15 protein-coding genes and 2 riboswitches are annotated in these 23,010 nt (G+C 54.5%); of the genes, 2 read left to right on the top strand and 13 right to left on the bottom strand.

Features of this window, described 5'->3' with window-relative positions; translation table 11 throughout:
• The first annotated feature begins 7 nt into the window (after positions 1 to 7).
• Positions 8 to 88, top strand: a riboswitch (cyclic di-GMP riboswitch).
• Positions 89 to 153: 65 nt separating this feature from the next.
• The gene (locus CLV83_RS04300) at positions 154 to 1,482 is read left to right on the top strand and encodes an Ig-like domain-containing protein (RefSeq protein WP_132288000.1); all 1,329 of its coding nucleotides are present in this window, start codon (positions 154 to 156) and stop codon (positions 1,480 to 1,482) included.
• 64 nt (positions 1,483 to 1,546) lie between these two features.
• On the opposite strand, the gene CLV83_RS04295 is transcribed toward CLV83_RS04300, so the two are convergent.
• Entirely contained in the window at positions 1,547 to 4,204 is a 2,658-nt protein-coding gene (locus tag CLV83_RS04295) for an MSCRAMM family protein (RefSeq protein ID WP_132287997.1), read from the bottom strand.
• A gap of 86 nt (positions 4,205 to 4,290) precedes the next feature.
• Positions 4,291 to 5,586 carry a hypothetical protein gene (locus CLV83_RS04290; protein ID WP_132287994.1) on the bottom strand — a complete coding sequence of 432 codons (1,296 nt, stop codon included), beginning with the start codon at positions 5,584 to 5,586 and terminating at the stop codon, positions 4,291 to 4,293.
• Between the two features lie 991 nt (positions 5,587 to 6,577).
• A riboswitch (cyclic di-GMP riboswitch) is annotated at positions 6,578 to 6,681 on the top strand.
• Between the two features lie 64 nt (positions 6,682 to 6,745).
• Here CLV83_RS04290 and CLV83_RS04285 point away from each other — a divergent pair.
• Positions 6,746 to 9,364, top strand: a complete 2,619-nt coding sequence (locus CLV83_RS04285) for an Ig-like domain-containing protein (RefSeq protein WP_132287991.1) — start codon at positions 6,746 to 6,748, stop codon at positions 9,362 to 9,364.
• Positions 9,365 to 9,713: 349 nt separating this feature from the next.
• Here the strand turns inward: CLV83_RS04285 and CLV83_RS04280 are convergent, their stop codons facing one another.
• From CLV83_RS04280 to CLV83_RS04230, 11 genes are all read right to left on the bottom strand, one after another.
• A complete protein-coding gene (locus CLV83_RS04280; RefSeq protein ID WP_132287988.1) occupies positions 9,714 to 13,796 on the bottom strand; it encodes an MSCRAMM family protein in 4,083 nt (1,360 codons plus the stop codon).
• 610 nt (positions 13,797 to 14,406) lie between these two features.
• Complete coding sequence (gene gspD, locus CLV83_RS04275; protein WP_132287985.1) at positions 14,407 to 16,554, bottom strand: type II secretion system secretin GspD; 2,148 nt, start codon at positions 16,552 to 16,554, stop codon at positions 14,407 to 14,409.
• Entirely contained in the window at positions 16,547 to 17,146 is a 600-nt protein-coding gene (locus tag CLV83_RS04270) for a hypothetical protein (RefSeq protein ID WP_132287982.1), read from the bottom strand. Before CLV83_RS04270 ends, gspD begins: the two co-directional genes overlap by 8 nt.
• On the bottom strand, positions 17,143 to 17,745 hold the full coding sequence (gspM, locus tag CLV83_RS04265) for a type II secretion system protein GspM (RefSeq protein ID WP_132287979.1): 603 nt from the start codon (positions 17,743 to 17,745) through the stop codon (positions 17,143 to 17,145). Before gspM ends, CLV83_RS04270 begins: the two co-directional genes overlap by 4 nt.
• Positions 17,742 to 18,833 carry a PilN domain-containing protein gene (locus CLV83_RS04260; protein ID WP_132287976.1) on the bottom strand — a complete coding sequence of 364 codons (1,092 nt, stop codon included), beginning with the start codon at positions 18,831 to 18,833 and terminating at the stop codon, positions 17,742 to 17,744. Before CLV83_RS04260 ends, gspM begins: the two co-directional genes overlap by 4 nt.
• Positions 18,823 to 19,776, bottom strand: coding sequence for a type II secretion system minor pseudopilin (locus CLV83_RS04255; RefSeq protein WP_132287973.1), 954 nt, complete (start codon positions 19,774 to 19,776; stop codon positions 18,823 to 18,825). The genes CLV83_RS04260 and CLV83_RS04255 overlap by 11 nt, the downstream gene beginning before the upstream one ends.
• A complete protein-coding gene (locus tag CLV83_RS04250; protein WP_165900232.1) occupies positions 19,757 to 20,485 on the bottom strand; it encodes a prepilin-type N-terminal cleavage/methylation domain-containing protein in 729 nt (242 codons plus the stop codon). The genes CLV83_RS04255 and CLV83_RS04250 overlap by 20 nt, the downstream gene beginning before the upstream one ends.
• Positions 20,482 to 20,886: a type IV pilus modification PilV family protein gene (locus tag CLV83_RS04245; protein ID WP_132287968.1), complete on the bottom strand. Its 405-nt coding sequence runs from the start codon at positions 20,884 to 20,886 to the stop codon at positions 20,482 to 20,484. The genes CLV83_RS04250 and CLV83_RS04245 overlap by 4 nt, the downstream gene beginning before the upstream one ends.
• On the bottom strand, positions 20,876 to 21,349 hold the full coding sequence (locus CLV83_RS04240; RefSeq protein ID WP_165900231.1) for a pilus assembly FimT family protein: 474 nt from the start codon (positions 21,347 to 21,349) through the stop codon (positions 20,876 to 20,878). Before CLV83_RS04240 ends, CLV83_RS04245 begins: the two co-directional genes overlap by 11 nt.
• Positions 21,330 to 21,764 carry a type II secretion system major pseudopilin GspG gene (gspG, locus tag CLV83_RS04235; RefSeq protein WP_132287962.1) on the bottom strand — a complete coding sequence of 145 codons (435 nt, stop codon included), beginning with the start codon at positions 21,762 to 21,764 and terminating at the stop codon, positions 21,330 to 21,332. The genes CLV83_RS04240 and gspG overlap by 20 nt, the downstream gene beginning before the upstream one ends.
• 24 nt (positions 21,765 to 21,788) lie before the next feature.
• Complete coding sequence (locus tag CLV83_RS04230; RefSeq protein WP_132287959.1) at positions 21,789 to 23,006, bottom strand: type II secretion system F family protein; 1,218 nt, start codon at positions 23,004 to 23,006, stop codon at positions 21,789 to 21,791.
• Between the last annotated feature and the right edge of the window lie 4 nt (positions 23,007 to 23,010).

Raw genomic sequence — 23,010 nt, 5'->3', positions numbered from 1 at the left:
AGATCCTCTCCCGAAAAGGCAAAGCTCTTAGGAGCCGCGCAAAGTCACGGGCCCTGCATCAGATAGTCAGGGTAGCCGGATTGCCGAAGGAGACAGACCTCTTTGGAATCATCGCCAGGGGATCTTTCTGAATATCAATTTCAGGAGGGCCTCATGGCATCTCATAAAGCTTCACATGCACTGCCAAAAGTAGCCATCACAATTTCTGCAGCCTTTGGGCTTATGCTGTCATCTCATGTGATGGCCGCAAAGCCAGCAGGCAAAGGCAAGAACTCAACAGCGACAGAAAGCGCCGTTACCAACTCCGGTCCGCTGGCATTGGCGACAGAGGACTATAACTTTCGTAACCTGTCCGGTGATAACAGCTGCCTGGGTGAAGATGACCACCTGATCTGGGAAGCTCTTGGTAGCCTGCAGCCTGGTGAGAGTTTTAGCTTCACACCGAAATACCCCGCCTGCAATTATCACCCAGCGGCCATTACCGTGCAGCTCTCCTGGGAAGGCTCGGAACTTGAACTGTCGAGCACAGTTCCTTACCGCGACTACTCCAGTTCTGATGTAGAACAGACAGGTAAAGCCGTCGTTGCGCCAAACGTTGGTAACACATCCCAACTCTGCATGTTCCCTAATTACAAAGAGGAAGGGATCAATTACACCATTACCGTCACCAATATCGGTGATACGGCAGCCGACAACATTGTTGTTGACGGTCACAGCGAAAATGACTGGGTCGAGTACTACTACAACCGCTGCGTAAATGCTGATGCCGATAACGATGGCTGGAACGATGCACTTGAACACACCATGGGTAGCCTGGTGCGTTATATCGGCTATATCGACGGTGATTACCAGATGGATACACTCTGGGGGCCAAACTACCTTCGAGCACAGGCAAATACCCTGGGCGTTAACGATGAGGTAGATAGCTACCCTGCAGACGTGAACGATGACGGGACAGTCGACCAGCTTGACTTGGCTCGTATTGGTTTACATCTGGGGGAAGGTAACGGTATTCCACTGGAAGCGATCAGCCCGAACCCCAGTGACCCAGCGTACCTCTACGCCAACGTATTTGAATGGCGTCGATTCGACCTCGATGGAGATGGCTACGTATCGCAGACCGATATAGATATTGCCGCCGCACTGGTGGGGTATTTAGTACCGACAAGCGAAGACATCATCGCTCCTACAGCGCGAGTCGTTTATCCCGAAGACGGCGGCACGATCGCCAAAGGCGGGTATACCCAGATTAAGGGTCATGTCTGGGACAACGCCAATATCGTTCAGGTGGACTACATCGTTAATGGTCGTACCGAGTGTTCTGCGACTCGTCCGTCACCGAACTGGGGAACTACATCCCCCTTCTACTACTGCGGTTGGAACGTACCCAAAAAGCAGGGTGTACACGAGATAGAAATACTGGTGCGTGATGGAGCTGATAACGTCAGTACCAGCGGCATCATTCAAGTTACCGCTCAGTAAACGGCAAAACAGAAAGGGCGGGATATACCCGCCCTTTTAATGTTGTTTTAAAGAAATTGCGAACTCACGGATCGATGGTGATTTCGCAGGTCAACGTGACAATCGGGTCGGTCGGCAGCAGGTCTTCGACAGTCAGAGTGCCGTCTCCGTCTACGCCTGTTGATCCGTTATACACAGTGCCCTCTGCATCGGTACATGTAATGGTCGAAGCGGTACCTCCATCAACCAGCGAGTTGACTGAAACTGTCACGTCAGTCAGCGGAGTGTTACTGAAGCTAACAGCGGCTTCACTTCCATCTCCGCAAGTGGATACAGCCGACACTGTAACATCCTTGGCTACATCGCCATCCGCAGCATAGCCGGCAGGTACGGTTTCCGTTACGGTGTAATCGCCTACCAGGCTGCTGACCAAAAGTGAGTCGAGGCAGGCTTCACCATTGGCATCGGTGACAAGATCCACACCGCCTGCTGCCAGTTCGCCACCTGTTACCGTAAAGGTCACGCCCGCATGCGGATGGTCTCCTGAGCCATCAGCAGCATGCTTGCGGGTTTTGGTGATCTTGATTGCTCCGAGCAGACGCGGGTTAGTGAAAACGAGATCGAGCTCACCACCCAGGGTCACATCCAAGCCACATTGATCATCGGCATCGCCGTATTTACCAGGTTCTGGATTGGTGGTTTCTACCACGCAATAGGTGCCGGCAGGCAAGATGTTTTCAATGGTACATTCACCTGCTGTCGTTGTGCAGCTGAATGCAGTGGCAGTGCCAACAGATCCGTTATCATCTTCATGCAGGGTAAATACCCAGCCATCCGATAGCAGAGCCCCGGTTTCATCTTTCTTATCTATGTTGATCTTGCCCGGAATACGGGGATTGACGAAGGTGTAGTCCACACTGTCACCCAAGGCCAGGTCTACGCAGGGCGATGCAGGCACATTGGTCGGATCGCCATACATGGTGGGCAGTGGGTTGGTGGTTTCGACAACGCAATATTTACCGGCCGGCAGGATGTTGCTGATAGTACACTCACCGGCAGTTGTAGTGCAGCTGAAGGCTGTTGCTGTATCTGAGCCGTCGTCCTCGAATACCAGATCGCCGTCATCTTCATACAGCGTAAAGATCCAACCATCACCGAGCAGTGCACCAGTATCATCTTTCTTGTCGATGTTAATATCGGCAGGAATCCGCGGGTTGACGAAGGTGAGCTCAAGATCAGCGTCCAGAGCGACGTCGATATCGCACTGAGGATCCGTATCTTCATACATGGCGGGAAGCGGGTTCGTTGTTTCGACCACACAATAGGTCCCAGCCGGCAGGATATCGATAATGGTACATTCGCCCGCTGTCGTCGTGCAGCTGAAAGCAGTCGCACTACCTGGTACCCCTGAGACATCTTCATGCAGAGTAAATACCCATCCATCGCCTAACAATGCCCCTGTTTCATCTTTCTTATCGATACTAATCGTTGCCGGTATGGCCGGATCGACGAAATCAAGATTAAGGTCATTGTCAGCTGTAACGGTGTCACACACGTAGTAATCCGGATCGTCGGGAATTGAGTAACCCGTGGGAGCTTGGATTTCAACGATACAGTAGTCGCCCGCAAAGATATTCGTCCAGCTACACTCACCCTGTAAATCGGTCGTACAGTCTTCTACGTAGCTGACTGGATCTGATCCAGGTACCGCTACGCGTGTATCAGGGTTAGTCGCTGTTGCATCATCGTAAACACCAGAGGTGTCACCATCATCATTGAACAGACGGAAGATAGCGCCCTCCTGCCCATCCGTTGATCCGTTTTCATCAGTCTTACTGATATTGATGTTGGCGCAGTTACTGATATTCACGTTGATAGGCGCTATAAAGTCCTTCATCTGCGCCGTGAAAGAGTCGGAGGAGCGGCTCTTCAGGTGCGCATAACCGAAGGAGCGACACTGACCTTCGGGAAACAGCTGACTCAGGTCGATACTCGCTTCACCGAACGTATAGGGGTCAAAGCTACCGATCAGTACGGGTGTGCCTGTCGGGTCCCCCGGAGGTGGAGCCGTAATTCCATCACCATCAGCGATACTTGTATTGATTGAACCAATCGCGATGCCAGCAGCACTAAGGTTTACCTGCTCACCCCAGCAGGGGTATTTATTATTGGCTTCACAGGTACCATCAGCGGCCTCCTCCAACCAGAGGTACATGAACAACTCCGGTGTTATACCTCCTTGAGCCAGTTTGTATTCAATCAATACATCGCCTTTTTCACGTACCGGGAACTGAACCCCCGTTGAGGTCGGGTTATGCAGGGTATTGCCCGCGTTAAACTCAAAGTCCATCAACGTGGTTCCGGAGGGATCCTGCACACGTGTCCAGAACAGATGCAAGAAGTCACCGTTAATATTGGTCTCCTGGTATCCACCGAAATGAAGAAGGTCGCTTTTGTTGTTTGGGATACTACCCGTCGTTGTATCCGGATTGACCGTATCTTCTTTGGTCCCCCCTTTGAATGAATCGTCACCGGAGCCAGTCAGCTCGTCAGTTGCCACGCGTAGCCCATTTCCGACGGTAGTTTCCCAGTCGATCCCCCCGTCATCGACTATAAAGTCCGCGTCGGTGTCTATTTCAAAATTGCTGCCGGTCAGCGATGCCGCTCCGGCCGTAAGCGGTAAAGATAAGGCGGCACCTAGCACACACGCCGTGACGCCTCTCCATTTGTGCTTAACGTTCATAATCAGCCCCTCCATTAGTTAAGGCTGTTGATTCGACCGTCAGACGACGTCGCGCCGTGCCGGCTTCGCTTGAGCGTCCTGCCCTGCTATTTCTCCTGTTCAAGGTTTAATAACCAGAGTGTTTCGTATGCTTTCTCCAGCTCCCTTTTCGCAACTGGGCTGGTCACCTCAAATAGCAACTGATCAATCAACTCCATGCGCGGAAGAATCTGATCAGGAGCAAGCACTGGCGAGGCGAATTCCAAACCGTAAACCACCTGCCCTCCACCCGGAGTACGCGAGATATACTGATTCGTTTTGAGCACAGGGGAACGAATGTCCCGATCATCGGAAGCTGTTGATCCCAGGTCTGAAGAAGTAAGTTGCAGATGGTATGTACCGGCAATCAGCCGCGACAGCTCGGACCAACGCCGGTCAGGTATAAGGCTTGCCCTCACACTATTGATCAGTGCGTTTGCAGCAGCAGGATACTCAGACGACTGAGCCAATATTTTTATTGCGAACTGGGCGCCCGCATCTGACCTATCAGCCCCATATACCCGGTTCGATAACGCCTGGACTCCTCCCCCATCGGGAAGTTCGGAAAGAGTTATTGCCGCGTATCTACCCCAATTAAGTTGATTGATGCCTTCAAGTTCACGGGAGATCGATGCATCACCATACTGGCTGAAGATGCGAAACAGCGGGCCGGTATCTCTGTCGCCTCCGCCTTCATTAACGAGCGTTGAGAAAACGTCACGAGCGGCACGGACGATATCCTGATCATACAAACCGGGCGATGCATCGTTCAGATAGAATCCCAAAGCCTCAATTTCCGTAGGCTGCTGGGTTTTATGAAGCTCCTCATAAAGAATCGACTCCACCTGGTGACCACCGATACGCTCAAGCGCAGCAAACAGGGCCAGGCGCAAAGATGGATAGCCCACCTCATCGTCTATTCCGCCCTTGGTGAAATCAGCGTCCGCCCCCCTGGCAAGAAAGTGTGCGATGGCAGGTAACGCGGCATCACCTTCCCTTATTAGCTGCCAAAGATCGCGCTTAGCTTGTGCAGCGTCGATATCTAGAAGCGTCCAAGCGGGCCTGCTCTGTAACAGCTCCAATCTCTCCAGCAGCAGATCAGGAGCTACCCGGTCTACAGATCTGTATGCTCGCTGGACCGTATCACGGCTGAAAGGCTGTTTCTGATCCTTTAGAGCTTCAGATTCATTTCCAGCTAGAGTTTCAAAGTATTCGCCATTACGAACACCCAAATCAGCAGTTTTCGACGGTTTTGAAACCTCATTGAGTAAACCCAGATGAGCAGCAGACAGATAAACGACGAGGGAAAGCACCAGTACGTAACCAATCAGATCCCAAAGCAAGCCGGTACGAACTAGGCGCATGAATGGACGAGACCCTGTCAGATGGCTCGCATCTTGTCTAACCACTTGCCGCTGCATCGAATGCCCCCGATATACGTTTAAGCACTAGCGGGATGAAAGTGTTGATGTCACCTCCTGTTACAGGAAGCTCTGATTCATTCCGTGAGCGCATTACTTCACACATGAAGAGCAACGACTAAGCCATTTCTGCAAAGCTTTTGATTAGAAAGGTTATTTTGATTATTCGGATGGAATTAACAGTCAGTACTGTTAACGGCGAGATACAGAGTTGAAAAATTTCAGACTCAGGCTGGCGATGTAATTGATTGATATTTAGGAAATTTCACAAAAAAACCTGTGTCATTAATCCATTACAGTGCCGTATACCCGCTAATGAGAGGCAGAAACGGCGGAAGGCCAACCGTCATTCCTATGTGCATCCCAGTGCAACCCACAATACCCTGACACTTCCAGCTACACGGCCCGCAGCCGCTCCCGAGATTAGAAGTGATATCGTTCTAATACACTTTTGTAATTTTGATAATTTAATAATCTTTTATAACAAAAAGTTCTTAATAAAATACAAGAAAATTTTTTTGTCTATTTTGTAACATTATATTTACAAAAAACATCTTAGATGTTGTCCAAAAGCCACAGTTGTAACATTTTATCCTCCTTGCTACTTGGGTAGCTGTATCATTATCTTAACAACTGTACGTAATAAAAATTAAAATGTTAACTTATTGTTCCACCTCTTTAATTTATTTTACGCCTCAGAACTTTATCAAAAAAACCGCATACTTAACCTTACATCTTTCTATTGATAATATTCCCTTCAAGTTAACAACGTTAAATTCAGGTAACAGTTAACACAGAGCACTGCCAGTTACAGTCTAAAAAACTCGTGGATTTATGTAACTAAAACGAAAAACGTTATATCAAGCTTACAAGTATTACTTAAGTGCAACCTCGATAAGACACAACCCGACAAACAATTAACGAACTAGATCCTCTACTGAAAAGGCTAATCCCGAGTAATCGGGTGGCGCAAAGTTACGGGTCCCTAGCTGAAGCGAGCATAACGTTTACTTCACAGGGGATCGCCGGACCGCCAAAGTAGAGACACTCCGGTATGCCGCTAGAGGATCTTTACTGAATTTTTGTGTATCAGGAGAGATCTATGCGCCTAGCCGGACCCAACTTGGTTCGTTCCATCGCTGTTACAGCCCTGTCCTCCGCCATTACATCTGTGGCATTACCGTCCTTTGCTGCTGACGGTCACAGACACTCACAGAATATGCCGGCCCAGGTGTCGGAGGCCGCTGAACAGGCCCGTCAACGGGCCTACGAAAAGACCCAAGCGCTGGTCGAACTGCAAAAACAGTGGGAGAAGGCGAAAGGTGCTGACAAATCTCGCGTACTCGAAAAGCTTGTCGCCAAAGCAGAGGAACGCCGCCAACTTTTGTCTGAGTTGATCAAAACCAACCCAGGCGAGGTACTTCGCGTGGCTATCCCCAATGAAAAGCGAGCCGGAATGCCCGCCGAAGTAGAGGAAAAGCTGGAACAAAGACTTGAGCTCAGCGGCGAGCTGGATGTTTTTTACGAAGATTACGCAGATGGCAGCCACCGCCTGCGTCATGTATTGAGCACTGACTTTGGCGAGCGATTCGAAATGCACTTTGCCGGCCAAGCTCCAGAGCTGTCCAAAGGCTCCGCGGCGACCGTATATGGTGTTCTGCTTGAAACCGAGGATGAAGACGATAGCAGCAATGGTGATCTTGCCATCAGCGAAGAGAACCTGATGCTGGCAGCTGGCAGTAGCACCGGTGGCAACCTGGGCGGCACCGCTCAGGCCGGCTGGACCTTCGGCGAACAACCCACGTTGGTCATCAACGTCAACTTTGCCGACAATAGCACCCAGCCTTGGACCCAGGCACAAGCACAGAGCACCGTGTTCGAATCGGTGGACGCCTTCATCCGTGAAAACTCATCCGGCCAGACTTGGCTCACTGGTGATGTTACTCCCTGGCTTACACTACCGATCAATGGTGCAAGCTGCGACACCACAGCTATTGTTAACGCGGCAGACAATGCGGCTACTGCAGCGGGCTACAACCTGTCCAACTACAAGCGCCTGATCTACGCCATGCCTTACAGCTCAAATTGCGGCTTTAGCGGCGTAGGTTCTGTCGGCGGCTGGCCCTCAACCACCGTTATCAACGGCTCCATGAGTCTCTACACCGTAGCGCATGAACTCGGCCATAACCTGGGCCTCTATCACTCTCACGCGCTGGAGTGTGGTTCTGCCGTCACCGGATCCAGCTGTTCAACTGACGAATACGGCGACAGCACCGATATCATGGGGCATATCACCAGCCACTACACCGCCTTTCAGAAAGAGCGTTTAGGCTGGCTGGATGACACCAATATCCAAACCGTCACCGAGAGCGGCGTCTACTCCCTGGAGCCCTATGCAGCCACGCAGGGTTCAACCGCAAAAGCACTGAAGGTCCAGAACGGTACCGATGCCGCTACCGGTCTGCCACTTTACTACTACCTTGAGTATCGCCATGCCATCGGCTACGACGATATGCTCTCGAGCTTCGCCAATGTCCAGAATGGCATCGTCGTTCATACCGGTGTCGAAAGTCGCGGCAACACCAGCCACCTGCTGGACATGACTCCAGGCAGCGGCGCGTCAAGTTATGCGGACACCCGAGACCCGGCCCTGGAGGTGGGGGCCAGCTTTAATGATGGAGACCTGACTCTGGCCACCGAGTGGGTCGACGGCGAAACTGCCGGCATCAATGTACAGGTAAACGGCACAGTGGCCACCTGCAGCCGTGCCAACCCGGGGCTCAGCCTGACACCGGGCGGGAGCGCGTGGGTCGCCGCCGGCACCTCTGTCACCTATACCCTGACCCTGACCAACCGTGACAGCAGCGCCTGCGCCACAAACAGTTTCAGTTTGAGTAAGGGTGTACCTTCTGGCTGGAGCAGCGTGCTGGGTAACAGCACCCTGACACTGGCACCCGGAGCCAGTCTCAGCACGACACTGACCGTGACCTCAAGCAGCAGTGCTTCCGATGGCTTTTACACCATCAGCGCAGCAGCAGCCTCAGGCAGCTACAACGCCAGCGGTAACGTCACCTACGTGGTAGACAACCCTGTGGTTGAAACCAACACTGCACCCGTCGCAGTCAACGATAACAGCAGTGCCAGCTATGAAACGCCGGTAACCATTAACGTACTGGCCAATGATACCGATGCGGATGGTGATACTCTGACCATCACCTCAGTCAGCGGCGTTAACGGCTCGGCGGTCATCAACGCCAACGGCAGCATCACATTCACCCCGGCCAGCGGTTTCAGCGGAACCGAATCATTCAGCTACACCATTAGCGATGGTCAGAGTAGCGACAGCGCCACCGTCAGTGTCAGTGTGGCTGCAGCCCCGGTTTCAGCCAACGAGGCGCCTGTGGCAACCGATGACAGAGCCAGTACCGACAGCAGCAGCCCTGTGGTGATCGCCGTACTCGGCAACGATTCCGACCCGGATGGCGATAACCTGAGCGTGGTATCGGTGGCCGAGGGCGGAAAAGGTGCAGTCAAGATCAATGCCGATGGCACCCTGACCTTCACGCCGGCAAAGAACTTCAAAAACTTCGATACCTTCAGCTACACAATCAGCGACGGTTCGCTGACCGCCAGCGCAAACGTCACCGTATCGCTGAGTGGTGACAGCAGCTCCGGCGATACCAGTAGCGGTGGCGGCAAAGGTAACGGCCGTAAGAAATAAGCGTTCAGGAACTTGAGGAGTCAGGAGTTTCGCCAGGGCTGGCAAGGGAGAGATCAGGGAGCTTAACGGAGCGTCACGGCAGATGCAGACAAGCGGCGGGAAACTCCCGTCGCTTTTTTTATCTACAGGATGTACGTATGCCGCGGAGCACAAGGATGTGCGAGAGCGGTGATTGTCTGGCAGCCAAAGCTGACAGTTCTGAGTTCAACTGCGCAGGTTAGGGACACGGCAGGTTGCTGTACAGGTTCAGAGTGCCAGCCACGTCAAAGCCAGCAACGGTATTCACCAGCGAACGAGTAAACGAAAAACGGCGGGCCGAAGCCCGCCGTGATTCACTCAGTGTTACTCCTTAGTTGCTATAGGGTGGATTCAGCAATACACCGCAGTTGAGGGCCGGGTCATTCTCTACGTATTGGCCAAGTATGCCATGGTAGTAGAGCGCGTTGGCCGCGGCTTCCTCTTCATTTTTCTTGGTCAGGTAGTCCCCTGTTCCGTCAAAGCCTTGGTCGACGAGCAGATCCTGTGCAGCTTCCGCAGCATCCGCCGCCAGATCGCACTGGTAGGCTCCCGCTGCCTGGTTGGCGATGTACGCCAGCAGGTAGCGACCCAGTTTATAGGCCGGATCGTTGGAGTGGCCGACCGCCTTGTCCTTACCGCCGCGAGTCGCCTCTTGGTCTGCGGAATTCAGAACCAGTACAGCATTTTCGCAGTCGGTATTGGCAGTACCGTCATAGACGTCTCCATCTGGATCACCGTTCAGGGCCAGCAACCCGATATATACGCCGGTGTCATAGACACTGTTGGCGTAGATCGGCGGTGCGTGATCTTTGGCGGTGGTCAGGATCTCATCCAGCGTGTAGTGCCGTGTATCGATCAGGCCGGACGGATCCACATGGTACTCCTCGGTCGCTTTCGCAAACTGGTTACCGCCGCTGCAGTAGCTCCAGTTTTTCCAGTAACCCGGGGTACGTGCGTCACCCAGAGGCGTCCGGTTGTCCACCAGCAGGCTGAGGGACACGCCTGGGCCAACCTGGAAGTTGACGCAACGGTTGCCGAGGTCCTCAGAGGATGGTGTGCCATCATCATCCGGGTTGTACACCTGCAGCAGGCCGTCGTCGATCAGGTCGTCTGTGCCACCTACGAAGTCCAGCGGAGAACCGTTGGCAGACCACCAGGCGGTGGTGCCAGCCGGAATGCCAGTCTCACAGATCGTGTAGGTTGCGTTAGGCAGCAGCCACATGTCTGCAGGGTCCGGGTGACCGAAGTCGATGACCGGTGTGGTGTTATCCGACGTATTCACACCCGGGCCAACCAGAGTGAAGTTGTACGGAGTACTGGTCTCCACACCATTGGCCAGCTTGATGAGATCGACATCACCACGTTTGGTGTTGGTGAAAGTACAATCGATGTACTCACCCGGCTGAACGTTGAACTGGACAGACGAGGTCTGATAGTAGATGCCAGTGTTTTCAACCTTGGTCTCTACACAGCTGATATTCGTCAGATCCCAGCCATCCGGCACAATTTCTGTGCTGGTGTACAGGCCGTTAGGCTGAACTTCCTGGTAACCACTAGCCGGGATAGACCCGCCGTCACCTATATCACCGTTCAGGTAGCCATCGAAGTGGAACAGACCCTCTGCGCCATCCGGAATGGTTTCCTTATGCAACCGGATGTAACCCCTGCGGGTGTTGGTGTAATAGCAGGATACGGTTTCACCATTATCGATGCTGACCGTGACTTCTCCTGCGCCGAGATCCACTGAGGTGCTGCCACCTGTTACGCCTGTGGTGTCATCCTCACAGTACAGTCCGGTCAGATCCCAGCCAGCCGGTACGACCTCGCTGGCGTGGTAGATACCTGATACAAGTCCGTTGAAGGTTGCATCTGCTTCCGTGTAGAAGACATCCTCTGCCAGAGTCGCAACATCGAATGCTGGCAGCGGTAGATCAGGACTGGTGTAACCGAAGTTACCTAAATCACCAAGCGTCCGCTTGTAGATGATCAGGTTACCGGGAGCTGCCAGTTTCGTGTTTACGAAGGTACACTCGACGGTTTCACCCGGATCCAGTTCGATCGTTGCCAACCTGACACTCGGATCGGCGTTTACGCTGCTGTTGCCTGTCGGGTCGTCACAGAACACGTCGGTGAAGCCCCACAGCAGCGGCGGTGTTGCCTCGGTCACATCATAGGTGCCCGGGAAGAGGTTGACGAAGGTGTTCGACGTTTCTGTGCCAGAGGCCACATCGCCGAAGCTCCAGGACTCGGCTGCCAACAGGTCATCGAATTCACTCACGGAGCTGTCAAAGCTGAAGCTACCGCTGAGATCGAGCGCGTTATTGCCCTCAACCCGCTTGGTGATGATGATGGTAGCCAATGCTGTGTTTTCGAAGGTACATAGGAACTGATAACCGGCATCTTCCGGCAGGTCCACCTCGAAGCTGCAGGTGCCCGCTTCAAGATCAACGCTGTCGCCAATGATATCGGTGAGTTCCCATCCCAACTTCGGAGTCTCAGTGACTTCATAGACACCCTCAAACAGGTCAGCCAAGAATACTGCTTCGCCATCTCCGTTGGACACAGCAGTAACGCCACCTACCGGCAGTCCTGGTCCGGTGAGCGTGAATTCAAAGCCTGACGGGTCATAACCTTCAGGTACGGTGACCTTGATCACCTTAGCCGAAGCCGGCAGAGCTTCGTTCTGGAAGGAAACATCGCCACCGCAAAGCGGCAGTACGATAGTCAGCACCTCGACATCCGCATCCAGCAGGAAGCCATCGCTACCATCAACCTCATAGACGCTGTATTCAACGCCCGGCTCCAGGCCCTCAACGACCGCAGAGCCACTGGTTTCGCCAGACTCGATGGTAATCAGGACATCATCGGCAACCAGCCCTTCTGAGTCGTAGACATCGAAGTAGAAGGTGGCAGACTCGCCCTCGCCCAGAATATCCTTGTCGATCGTCTTATTGATCGTCAGATCAACCAACGGCGCATCGAAGAAGTTGATTGCCGCATTCTTGCTGACCTCATACTCCCCGGAGACGAGTGTAGCCACATCCGGCAGTGAACCATTGCTATTTCGTGGTTCATCCAGATAGATGGTCTTTTCAAACTCGACATAGCCATCGCCACTCTGTTCGCTGGATACCCAGGTCACAGCACCGACAACTTCGTCACCGAGCAGGTAGCCGCCCTGGAAGGTACCGTCACCATCGACGGAATCAACCGAGAAGCTGTAGCCAAGTCCAGTGATCGGGCCTTCCACATCTGTAATGACAGCGGTTTCGTTGTTGGAATTACCGCTAGGTTGAACGTCAGTAGAGGCAGTCGCATCGGTATCACCCGGTACCGTCGTGCCATCAATTTTATAGGTCGCAACGGCCACGTCGTTCAGGCCAGTCACATTAGACGGTGCGCTGAACTGATGAGTCAGCAACAGTTTTGTTGTACCGGCCGGCACTACCACATCATTGGCACTCGCTGTATCGAGTAACACTTCTCCGCCGCCCGTATCACCGTAGACCTTATCCTCAACGCTAATATGTACATCCAGGTGCGCCGGGTTATGTGCATAGATATTGGTGATCACCGTCACCATTCCTGGCTCGCCTGGCAGTCTCTGCCATTCAATACGGATGGTAGAGGTTTCGGTCATCGGATCGTCGCGTTTACAACTGTCGAGGAACTGCAGGTTGCTCGGATCGGCGGTTTTGGTCAGGTTCCAGATGTAGTTGGTATCCTGCTGAGCACTCATATCCTTGCTCAGCTCCTGCGGCAGAATATCGGCCACCGGCAACTGGATACGTTTCTGACCGATGCCTGAACTTGCGGCATCCTCGTTCCAGAGGTTGGACTGAAGAGACGAACCGGTGAATTCACTGGCCCCCAATGACAAACGTTGAGCGTAGTCATACACACAGGTTTCATCCGGGGCCATGGTTGCTTCGATGGCGCGGAAGATGGTTTGGAATGCACCACCAGCGCCCCCTCCTGGCGGGGTAAGTACTGGAATCCCCTGCTGAACAGGGTTACAAGTGGCATCTGAAAGATCAGTATTGAGGGTCAGCTCACTGATATCGTCCCAGCCTGTTGTGCTGTCGCCATTGTCCCTATAATCCCCTGACACCAAAAAATTGAAGGTCTGTGCGCCGTTACCGTTTTGCAGCGTTACACGGTGAGGCACATAGTCCAACTCGTTCCACTGTTTGCCGAGGTTACCTGTGGTGTATCCCTCATCGGTACAGGTATAGGTTGATTGGTCGTAAATAGCGCCGGTTTCCAGTCGGCACCCCTCAAGTGTAAAGGTAATTTGAACGGGATAGGTTGCACTGGCCTGCATCGCAACAGCCATCAGTAACGCGAACAGCAGTGATGGCAATAGTGATAGTTTTCGCCACTGAAACCCTCCCTCATGAATTTGGGACCGCATGGCCCACCTCCTTTGGTTTCCTTTTTCTTATTTGTAGGGAAACCAATTAAAGTTTCGCTCCCGCCTGTGCTCCGGATACCGGTCGAGCGGCTCTGGCCCAAGATCTCCTGTCGAGGTACCGATTCCGGCCTGGAGGTGGTTGTCATCCCTCTAACGCCAGTTCCTCTGACGCGAGGGTCCCCCCTCACACACAAACGGGTGGCGGAAATAACATACGAAGGGCGAAAACCGGTGTCTCTGAGGACTCCTGGCCGCTGGTGCATATCTCCCCCAGCGGTCGACCTAGGCATGTCTTTGCCAAAGCCGTTAGGTGCCCTAAAAGATACAAAGAGCGTGCCTAAAACCTAAGCCATTGATAGTTAAGTGTTTTATGGGTTACGGGCAGGAGGCGAGAGATATAACTGTAATACCCACTTATATAAATTGCTTATGATTAAATATAAGTATTTGATAGTTAGGGACTTTGGGTAATCGCTATAGATGTAAACACTAAGTAACGGTTGAACAACTTTTAGTAATGGGACCGAATAATCCTGAACAGAAGGTCTCAGCCGAAACCTGGCCTTTGTGGACCGAAGTTTCGACTGAGCGGTTGTACGTTGAATTAACTCTATGGATTTATTGATGAATCCAGTGAGCGTGAAGGCAGTTCCAGACCACGCAGCTTGTTCTGATACTCCCGAGTGACCTCCCGCGCATCGGCGGTGTCAGTCACGGCGGTCGGTGTAATCATCACCACCAGCTCCGTGCGGTTTACACTTTTACCTTTGCTACCAAAGGCCAAGCCCACCACCGGCACATGGCGCAGGTAGGGCACACCTTCGCTACCGTTAGTCCGGTTTTCCCTTATGAGACCACCCAACACGAGGGTTTCGCCGCTTTGCACCGCTACACTGGTGTTGATACGGCGCTGGGTGATGGTTGGTGAGTCGATTGACGAACTGGTGGTTTCCTCCGCCACATCGTTAACCTCCTGGGTGATATCCAGCACGACCATACCGCCGGCGTTAACCCTGGGGGTCACCTCCAGCAGTACACCGGTATCGCGGTACTGGATGGTACTGGTGGTATTCAGGTTGTCGCTATTGGTATTGGTGGTAGAGGAGGTACGGATCGGCACTTGGTCACCGACCCTGATCTCGGCAGTACGGTTATCCAGGACCATTAACGACGGTGAGGAGATCACATTGAGGCGTGAGTCCGATGCCAGCAGGTTGAGCAGGGCTCGGGTTTCGCCGGCTTTGAACACTTCGAAGGTGGCACTATTCGCGAGATCAGTTGCGAAACTGCCTATGGTACCGACCCCCTTACTGGTGTTACCCAGGTGGCTCTTGAAGAACCAGCTTAGCCCATAACGCAGTTCATCCTGCAGGGAGACTTCAACGATCGTCGCTTCCACCAATACCTGAAGTGGCAGCACGTCCAACTTCTGGATCGCGCGGTAGACCTTATCGTAGTCCGTTGGCGACGCCATGATCAGCAGAGCGTTATTCTCAGTGTCGGCGATAATATCGACGTCGCCCACATCGAGACTGGCCGGTGCGGACTGAGTCGCCTCCGTGCGGGTAATACCGCCATCAGCCCCCTCTTCCCCCGCAGCCGGTGCTGGCTCGGTGGGACGCGGCTGGTTCGCTTCCCGCTCCTGTCGGTTGCGGCGCTGCCCTTCAAACAGGTTGCCCAGCATTTCCGCCAGGCTCTCAGCACGCCCGTTCTGCACGTAGTAGACATACATGCCCAGTCCCTGAGCGCCTTCAGTGCGATCAAGCCGGCGTACCCAGGCTCCGGCATCCGCCAGGTATTTTTTCTGCGGCGTAATGACCAGAATCGCGTTAAGTCGTTCGATCGGCAAAAAGCGTACAACACCTGCCAGAGGCCCATCGGCAGAGTCACCGAATATCGCTTCCAGTTCACTGATCAGCTGTTCAGGGTCCACCGCCTGCAAACGATACAACCCCACCGACATCCCCCGTAGCTGATCCACATCGAACACCTTGATGGTCTCTTTCAGGTTGATCAGCTCTGCCTGCGTGCCAGCAACGGTGATCATGTTGCGATAGGTATCGGCTTCCAGCAGTCCCTGACGGGGTTTCATTGGCTCTAGAATCTTGACCATCTCCTGAGCGCCTATGTAACGCAACGGCACCACCAGCATCTGGTAGCCGCGGTCTGCGCTCAGGTTGGCCTTCAGGCTAACGGTGCCGCCGTTAATACTGTCGATCGGTACCACCTCGTAGAAGTCCCCCTGATCCACTAACGCTGCACCGTTTACCTGGAGCAGTTTTTCCAGGGTGGGAATCAGCGCATCACGGTTGATCGGCCTTGTGGTCTGCATATTGGCGATGCCACGGACACGGTCATCGAGGATATAGTTGACCTGCAGAATATCCCCCAAAATCGTTTTTACGATTTCGCTGATCTCGGCATCCTGAAAGTTAAAGGTTATATCCCCTTCCACCGGTACCGTCGTCGCTGCACCGCTGAGGTCTACGAAAGTTCCGCTGCCGCTGTATATCTCAACCTCCTGCCCGGTGCTGCCGGAGGGCGAAACTGCCTCTGTGGCGAAACGGTCTTCCGCCCGGTTTTGTCCCAGACGCTGCTGTCGCGCCAGAGTTTCGCCAACCGGTATTGGTGCCTGGGGCTGGCTACCCTGCCGGTAAATGCTGTCCAGGGCGTTCGGATTACCGGTATCCTGCAGGGCGCAGGCACTCAGGCTCAGTGCGCAACCTGTCAGCCAGATAAAGCGGATATAGTTATTCATTGCGCTCATCCCTCGTAGTCTGAAGATCCTGCTGCAACTGTTCCACGGCCTCGCGGGCCCGCTCATCCAATCGCCGCACCTCTGAATCTGCTTGTTCGGTCTCTGTAGGCTCAGCCCTCGAAGCAACCGACTCCGTATCACGGGGCTCAAGCAAGTCGAGACGAACCTGCTCATCGCCGGAATCCATGAGCACTCCCTCCGGAGTAATCTCGTTCAGCATCCAGGTATCATCCAGCGGCATCCCTGCTGTCAGCAGCCTATGTCCCTCTCCATCGCGCTGTCGGAACAAAGCTTTCTGTTCCTCACCGACCATAAACACACCGGTCAAACGCCAGGTCTCGCGCAGTTCTCGCGCCGAGACAGCCGTGGCCTGCGAATCCGACGCTTCGGGACGTCGATTGGTGTTAAACAGGGGGCGCTGGAGAATTTCGTCGAATGCATCACGGGGAGGGAGCTCGGGCAGTTCCATACTCTGCGAAACAGCACCGATTGGCGCCGTATCGGATATGATATTTTCCTGTTCCGCGCTCACCGCAGGGGCTATAGCCGCCAGCACCAACGCCCCGATTAAAAGAGCCTGGATAATGTTCATTGCGACACCTCCTGACCCGTATACCCGATGAGATCGAAGCGGACATCCAGTGCCGGAATAGCTGCCGCCCGGTCCCGCTGATTCCGGACTCGGGCGCTGATCTGGCGGCGGGGGTTGGCAAGGACTCGGAGATTATCGACAAACAGCACCGGCCGCCCTGATTCAATGTTGTAAAGCAGATCCACCAGGTCGTTCAATTCTCCACGCAGATGTACCTGGATCGATACAGGTTGCAGAGGGCTGTCGTCGTCGCGGTTCAGAATCTGGGTACTGATGACCTGAGCACCGCCGATTCCAACCTGCCGGTGAAGCAGCTGCTGCAGGCCCGCGGCAGCCAACGCGGGAGTCGCCTGGGCCAGGTACCAGTCATCGGATGGCTGATTCGCCTGCAGTGCCGCAAGCCGCGCTTTCGCCTCAGGCAGGCCTTCTGCGAGACGCTCATAGACGGCAAGCCGGTTCTCCAACGCATCGATACGGGCAGCATAGTCGCTCCAGCTCACCCAGAGCGGCACCAGCAGAATGCGTATCAGTAAAAGGGTAACGACCACCAGGAGTGCAACAGCTAAGAAGCGACTCTGCCCGGGTTTAAGGTTTGTCATTGTGCTACCTCCCCCTGAACCTGAGCCGTCAGACTAAAACGCTCTTTACGCGACCTGGGATTAATCGTCACAGGCGAGGTAAAGCTCACCTTTTCAAGCAGCGGCGATTCCTCCAATAGACTGATCAGGCCTGATGCGCTGTTGGACTCGCCCTGAACACGCAGCTCATCCCCCTCAAGCTCAAAACGGCTTAGCCAAGTCGAATCGGGTAATCGCCGTGTCAGTTCATCCAACAGAACAATTGTGGCGGGGCGTGCGGTTTTGCGCTGGTAGATAAACTGACCGCCCCCTTCCATCAGTTCGATCTCTGATCGTATCGCCTGGGCTTCTTCAGCCACTGACTCTCGCGGTCCTATCGCCTGTTGTAAGGCGAGCAGACGTTCTTCCCGCTGATAAAACAGTACCCCGATCACCAGTGATAACAGCAGAACGATCAGCACTGGGCGGCTTCGTAGCAGCACCGAGCGTTTGCTCTCGGGCCGCTGCGTTTCTGGCAACAGGTTCAGAGTGGACAGGTAGCGCCCATCGGAAAAAACGGATTCCGGCAGTATCGCCGTTGGGTGCAGACCCGCTTCTGCCAAGGAATTCACAACCCTCTCACGTAACGCGTTGGGCAGCACAAAGAGCTCTACGTCTATACGTTGTGCACTTCGGTCCCGCCCGGCAACACGATAGCCATAACTCGCTTGGCTTGCACTGAAAGGTGTGTGACGATCAAGTTCGAACCCAAGCACAGTATCCAGGCGCGCCTCAGTTGCTGACGGTAGTGAAAGGTTTTTCTGCAGTAAGTCTTCATCACTCAGCGTAACAACCAGGCCTGCGCGCCCTTTACCCAGCGTACGCCAGGTAGCCAGTGTCGGGGCAGTTCCGACCTGATCCAGAGGAATACGAAGTTGCTGACCACTTTCCACGACTTCAAACCCCGCTGCGGTGTAATGCAAACTGAGTTCTTTGCCTTCCAGGCGGCTGCGCCAGCGCTCGGGAACCAGGCTGGCTAACTCGCCGGTCCACCAGTCCCAGAATTGACGCACACGCAACCCTATACCGGCGGCCAGGCGCTTTTTCTTCAGTTGCGGTTCACCGTTCATTACCGGCTACCTCCCGCTCTGTTTGGTCGTTTGAGCCAAGGAGTAGAACACGTTCCCGTTCTACTCGCGGCACTTGGCCTCCCCGCGCGATATTTACAATCTGCCGAACCCGTGTATAGGGCTCGATCACCGCCTCTATCGTCGCGGAAAATTCTCTACCGCTTCTGCCATCTGCCACATAGGGTTCACCGTCAAAGGGCAGTTCCGGCAAAGGCAACTGGCTTTCCCAGGCAGTTCGGCGTTGATCTATGTAACTGCGCACTATGCCTTCACTGGCATTGGGTAGTGTCATCAAAACCTCAAACGGCGCCACCGTTGGATTAATGGTCCGGGCCTGCGTTCGCACTGTCAGGCTCGGTTGAATCTGGCGGTACACCTCTACTGTCATCCCCAGCACATTGGCGAGTTCCGCCACCTCTTTGAACGGCTGATTGGCGGGTCCTTCAGAACGCCCGGCCGCCAGGTATTCATCCTCCTCAGCACCGTTAAGTCGGATCAGATCGTCTTCATCGCGCCAGTCTTCGATGGCCGCCACCAGCGCCGCCCGCTGGCTGTCATCTTCCATGGCCGGTTCGATCAGCGCATCGAGCAGTTCGGTGGGTAACACATTCAAATCCAGCTTCCCGCTCTCATCCTGTAGCGACACGCGCACCTCTGTACCGCCTATTTCCATGTTGTGTTCTGAGCCGTCCGCCAACCAGCCGTAGGGATCCTGTTGCTGCAGGCTCCAGAGTGCCCATACCAGCCCTGCATCCGCCGCCTGCGATGCCTTGTACGCCTGCTCAGTATTGAGGGTCTGACGTGCAAACCCGCGTCCGCCCAACGACAGATTGGTTGCGATCAGACTCAGCAGAACCAGCACCCAGAGCACAGTCACGAGCACCACGCCCTGTTGTGTCAGGCGATACACACTGTTACCGCTATCAGTCAGTGCGAACGGCATAGTTGTACTCCTGCAATGCAACGCTGAGCGGCTGCCAGCTGCTCAACAGTGGTGTCTCCGCTTGTTCCTCTTCGTGCTCGGAATCAAATTCCTCCAAGGTCAGCTCTACCAATGTCGGCAATCGCGTTTCATCCAACCACTGATCGCTCTCCTCCTCACTGCCATCGCTATCGAAAAAGCTGTATTTAAAGCTCAAGCTTGCATCCCCGGTGATACGCAGCAGGTGTTCTTCGGGCGGTTGTATCCCTTTGTCCTCATCGTCGAGCCGGGTTACAAAATCAGGATCAAACAACGAAAGCCAATCAACGCCCTCCTGCTCCGCAAAAGTCCGGGTTTGCAACATCAACGCCTGGGGACGTTCATCGGTCGCCTCGCTTAGATAGAGTCGATACCAGAGCAGGCCACCTTCACTGCTCATACTGAATTGGGGGGCTGCAAACACAAGCTGGTCGGGCTCACCCCGAAATGTCACCTGAATTACGCCGTCGATATCACGTATCCGTTCGCCCCGGGCCTGCCCGATCAGACGACGCAGAAACTGCTGCAGTTGGTACTGCTCAGAGATCTGTTGCTGGCGCTGCTCTGCGGCGTCCCAGCCACGGGAGCTGACACGCAGGCTGCCAAACAGCAGAAGCATGATCATGCCGGTCAGTACCAGCGCTATCATCAGTTCCACCAGCGTAAAGCCGGCGGCATCTATGCGTTTCACAACGGCCTCACCAGTCGCAAGGTGTTCACTGTCAGACTCTTCTCCCTGTCCCAGAAAACACTGATCTCAATTTCATAGGGCTCCGCCGTATTGCTCTCCAGTGACGGATCCCAGTCAGGAAAATCAAACCGCCTTACACGTAACTCCCATTCATAACGCTCATCATCAAAACGCCCGGTCTCTCTTCCAAGCCGTAACTCTCTTCGCGCCAGCACCCTGTCTAGTTGGGATTGGGCCAACAGCAGCGCCTGCTGCCTGTCCGCTGCGCGCGTCGTGCTGTCGAGCGCCAGCGAATTAAGGTTAAGAACGACCCCCAAGATGCTTGCCAGAAGAACAAAAGCCACGAGGACTTCAAGCAGCGTTAACCCGCCCTCCGGTCTCACATCGCGCTTAGCGTTCATCGATGGAAATCCTTCCGCTGAGCCCATCGACCTCAATCGAATAGCTACCCGATGTTTCCGTCGCCAGGCTCAACAGCCCACCATTGCTGCTGCCATCCGGGTAGAACATCAATGCGCCGCTGCCCACAAAGGGGTTACGCATAAACGCCGGAAGCTCACCGGGCGAAAGCGCGACTGTTATCTCATCAGGCCAACTCATCACGACCTCACCGTTATTGCGATACTCGCGAGCCTCCTTATCCAGCACCAGTTGCTGAACCTGGCTCTGACTTACTGCTTCACTTCTCAGCTCCCTCAGTAGAGCAGCGCTCTGCCGTGCAAAGGCTTTCAGTTCGCTGCCAGGCAACACATTGGCGATGTTGGGTGCCACCAGCGTCAGCATCAGCGATGCAATCACCAGCACCACAAGCAGTTCGAGCAGCGTCATGCCCTGATCCGCTTTGCTATTCCCAATTCGACACATCCTGATTCTCACCTTCGCCACCTTCCTGACCATCTGCGCCCAACGAATAGAGGTCATACTCGCCATGAGACCCAGGCGCTTCATAGTTGTAATCGTTTCCCCAAGGGTCCTGGCGCACGACATTTTTGCTGAGGTAAGGACCGTTCCAGTTGGTGGCGCCAGAGGGTTGCTTCACTAACGCCTCCAACCCCTGCTGGGTCGTCGGATAACGCCCCACTTCCAGCCGGTAAAGATCCAGCGCGGCGCCCAGTTCCTGAATCTGTAGCGCCGCGGTCTGGGTCTTGGAACTGCCCACATGGCGCAGCACCTGCGGGCCGACAAGGCTGGCGAGAAGGCCGAGAATCACCAGTACCACCAGCAGCTCAAGCAATGTAAAGCCGGCGGCTGTCCGTTTTGCACTCTGTATTCTGTTCATTCTTCCTTTCTCCCGAATCCGGCCTTAGAGCGGCAATTCGTTGATCGACATGATCGCCACCAGGATCGACATGATGATCCCGGCGATCAGCATGCCCAGACCAACGATCAGCAGCGGCTCAAGGATGGTCAGCATGCGCTGGATGTTGAGGCCCACCTCACGGTCATACAGCTCTGCCACTTTCATCAGCATGTCATCGAGCTGGCCGGTCTCTTCACCGACCTGGATCATCTGGATCGCCAGCGGCGGAAACTCCCCGGTGGCATGCAGCGGCTCACCGAGTCGGCGCCCTTCACGAACGCCCTCACCCACCTGGGCCACGACTGATGCAATATGCTGATTAACCAGGGTGCCGCGGGCGATCTGCAGGGCATTGACCATCGGCACGCCACCACGAAGCAGCGTGCCGAGACTGCGGCTGAAGCGGGCCGTTTCGATGCGCTGAATCAGTCCGCCCGCCAGAGGCAGGCGCAGTAGCAACCGATCCCAACGCAGGCGCACATCCGCCTGCTTCAGGCGCTGCCCGAAAATGAGGCCAGCAACCACCAGTGCAATCAGCAACCAGGGGCCAAAAATCCGTACAAAATCGGCCACCGCCATCACCATGCGGGTAGCCAGCGGCAGCGCTTCGCCCATATCGGAAAACAGCTGTTCAAACTGGGGAATAACGTAGGTGAGGATCACCACCAGCGAGAGGATGGCGACAAACAACAGAATCATTGGGTAGAGCAGTGCCGAGAGCACTTTTTCCCGCAGCGCCCGGTTACGTTCCAGGTAGAACGCCATATCCTGCAGCCCTTCGGCCAAGTTGCCGGCAGTTTCGGCGGCGTGGATCATGCTGACGTAAAAGGGAGAAAACAGACCGCCCTGTTCTTTCAATGCCCGCGACAGGGGGCGGCCGCGCTGCACCTCATCCTCGACATGCTTGAGCAGCACCTGCTGTTCCTTGTCTTCGCTGACGCGGGACATGATCTGCAGGGCGCGATCCAACGACAGTCCGGCGCGCATCAGCTCCGCCAGATCCTGGGTAAACTGCTGCACCCGCTGACGTTTGCTCTGACCACCAACCTCAAGCTTCAGGAAAGCCGCAAGATCGGAGGTGGCACCCGCAGGTTCCACCAACAGCGGGATTAACCCCTTGGCCTGGAGCTGGCGTACCACTCCCTGACTGTCTCGCGCTTCCAATTCCCCTTTTAGTTCCTCCCCTCCCTGGGTCACAGCACGGTAGAGAAACTGGGGCATAGGC

Origin of the sequence: Marinobacterium mangrovicola, assembly GCF_004339595.1 — a bacterium.
Taxonomy (GTDB): Bacteria; Pseudomonadota; Gammaproteobacteria; order Pseudomonadales; family Balneatricaceae; genus Marinobacterium_D; species Marinobacterium_D mangrovicola.
This window is presented reverse-complemented; position numbering and strand designations above follow the sequence as displayed.

Excerpts from the sequence above, each read along its gene's own strand:
- CLV83_RS04300 (WP_132288000.1), top strand. The coding sequence starts at position 154 with ATGGCATCTCATAAAGCTTCACATGCACTGCCAAAAGTAGCCATCACA.
- CLV83_RS04295 (WP_132287997.1), bottom strand. The coding sequence starts at position 4,204 with ATGAACGTTAAGCACAAATGGAGAGGCGTCACGGCGTGTGTGCTAGGT.
- CLV83_RS04290 (WP_132287994.1), bottom strand. The coding sequence starts at position 5,586 with ATGCGCCTAGTTCGTACCGGCTTGCTTTGGGATCTGATTGGTTACGTA.
- CLV83_RS04285 (WP_132287991.1), top strand. The coding sequence starts at position 6,746 with ATGCGCCTAGCCGGACCCAACTTGGTTCGTTCCATCGCTGTTACAGCC.
- CLV83_RS04280 (WP_132287988.1), bottom strand. The coding sequence starts at position 13,796 with ATGCGGTCCCAAATTCATGAGGGAGGGTTTCAGTGGCGAAAACTATCA.
- gspD (WP_132287985.1), bottom strand. The coding sequence starts at position 16,554 with ATGAATAACTATATCCGCTTTATCTGGCTGACAGGTTGCGCACTGAGC.
- CLV83_RS04270 (WP_132287982.1), bottom strand. The coding sequence starts at position 17,146 with ATGAACATTATCCAGGCTCTTTTAATCGGGGCGTTGGTGCTGGCGGCT.
- gspM (WP_132287979.1), bottom strand. The coding sequence starts at position 17,745 with ATGACAAACCTTAAACCCGGGCAGAGTCGCTTCTTAGCTGTTGCACTC.
- CLV83_RS04260 (WP_132287976.1), bottom strand. The coding sequence starts at position 18,833 with ATGAACGGTGAACCGCAACTGAAGAAAAAGCGCCTGGCCGCCGGTATA.
- CLV83_RS04255 (WP_132287973.1), bottom strand. The coding sequence starts at position 19,776 with ATGCCGTTCGCACTGACTGATAGCGGTAACAGTGTGTATCGCCTGACA.
- CLV83_RS04245 (WP_132287968.1), bottom strand. The coding sequence starts at position 20,886 with ATGAACGCTAAGCGCGATGTGAGACCGGAGGGCGGGTTAACGCTGCTT.
- CLV83_RS04240 (WP_165900231.1), bottom strand. The coding sequence starts at position 21,349 with ATGTGTCGAATTGGGAATAGCAAAGCGGATCAGGGCATGACGCTGCTC.
- gspG (WP_132287962.1), bottom strand. The coding sequence starts at position 21,764 with ATGAACAGAATACAGAGTGCAAAACGGACAGCCGCCGGCTTTACATTG.
- CLV83_RS04230 (WP_132287959.1), bottom strand. The coding sequence starts at position 23,006 with ATGCCCCAGTTTCTCTACCGTGCTGTGACCCAGGGAGGGGAGGAACTA.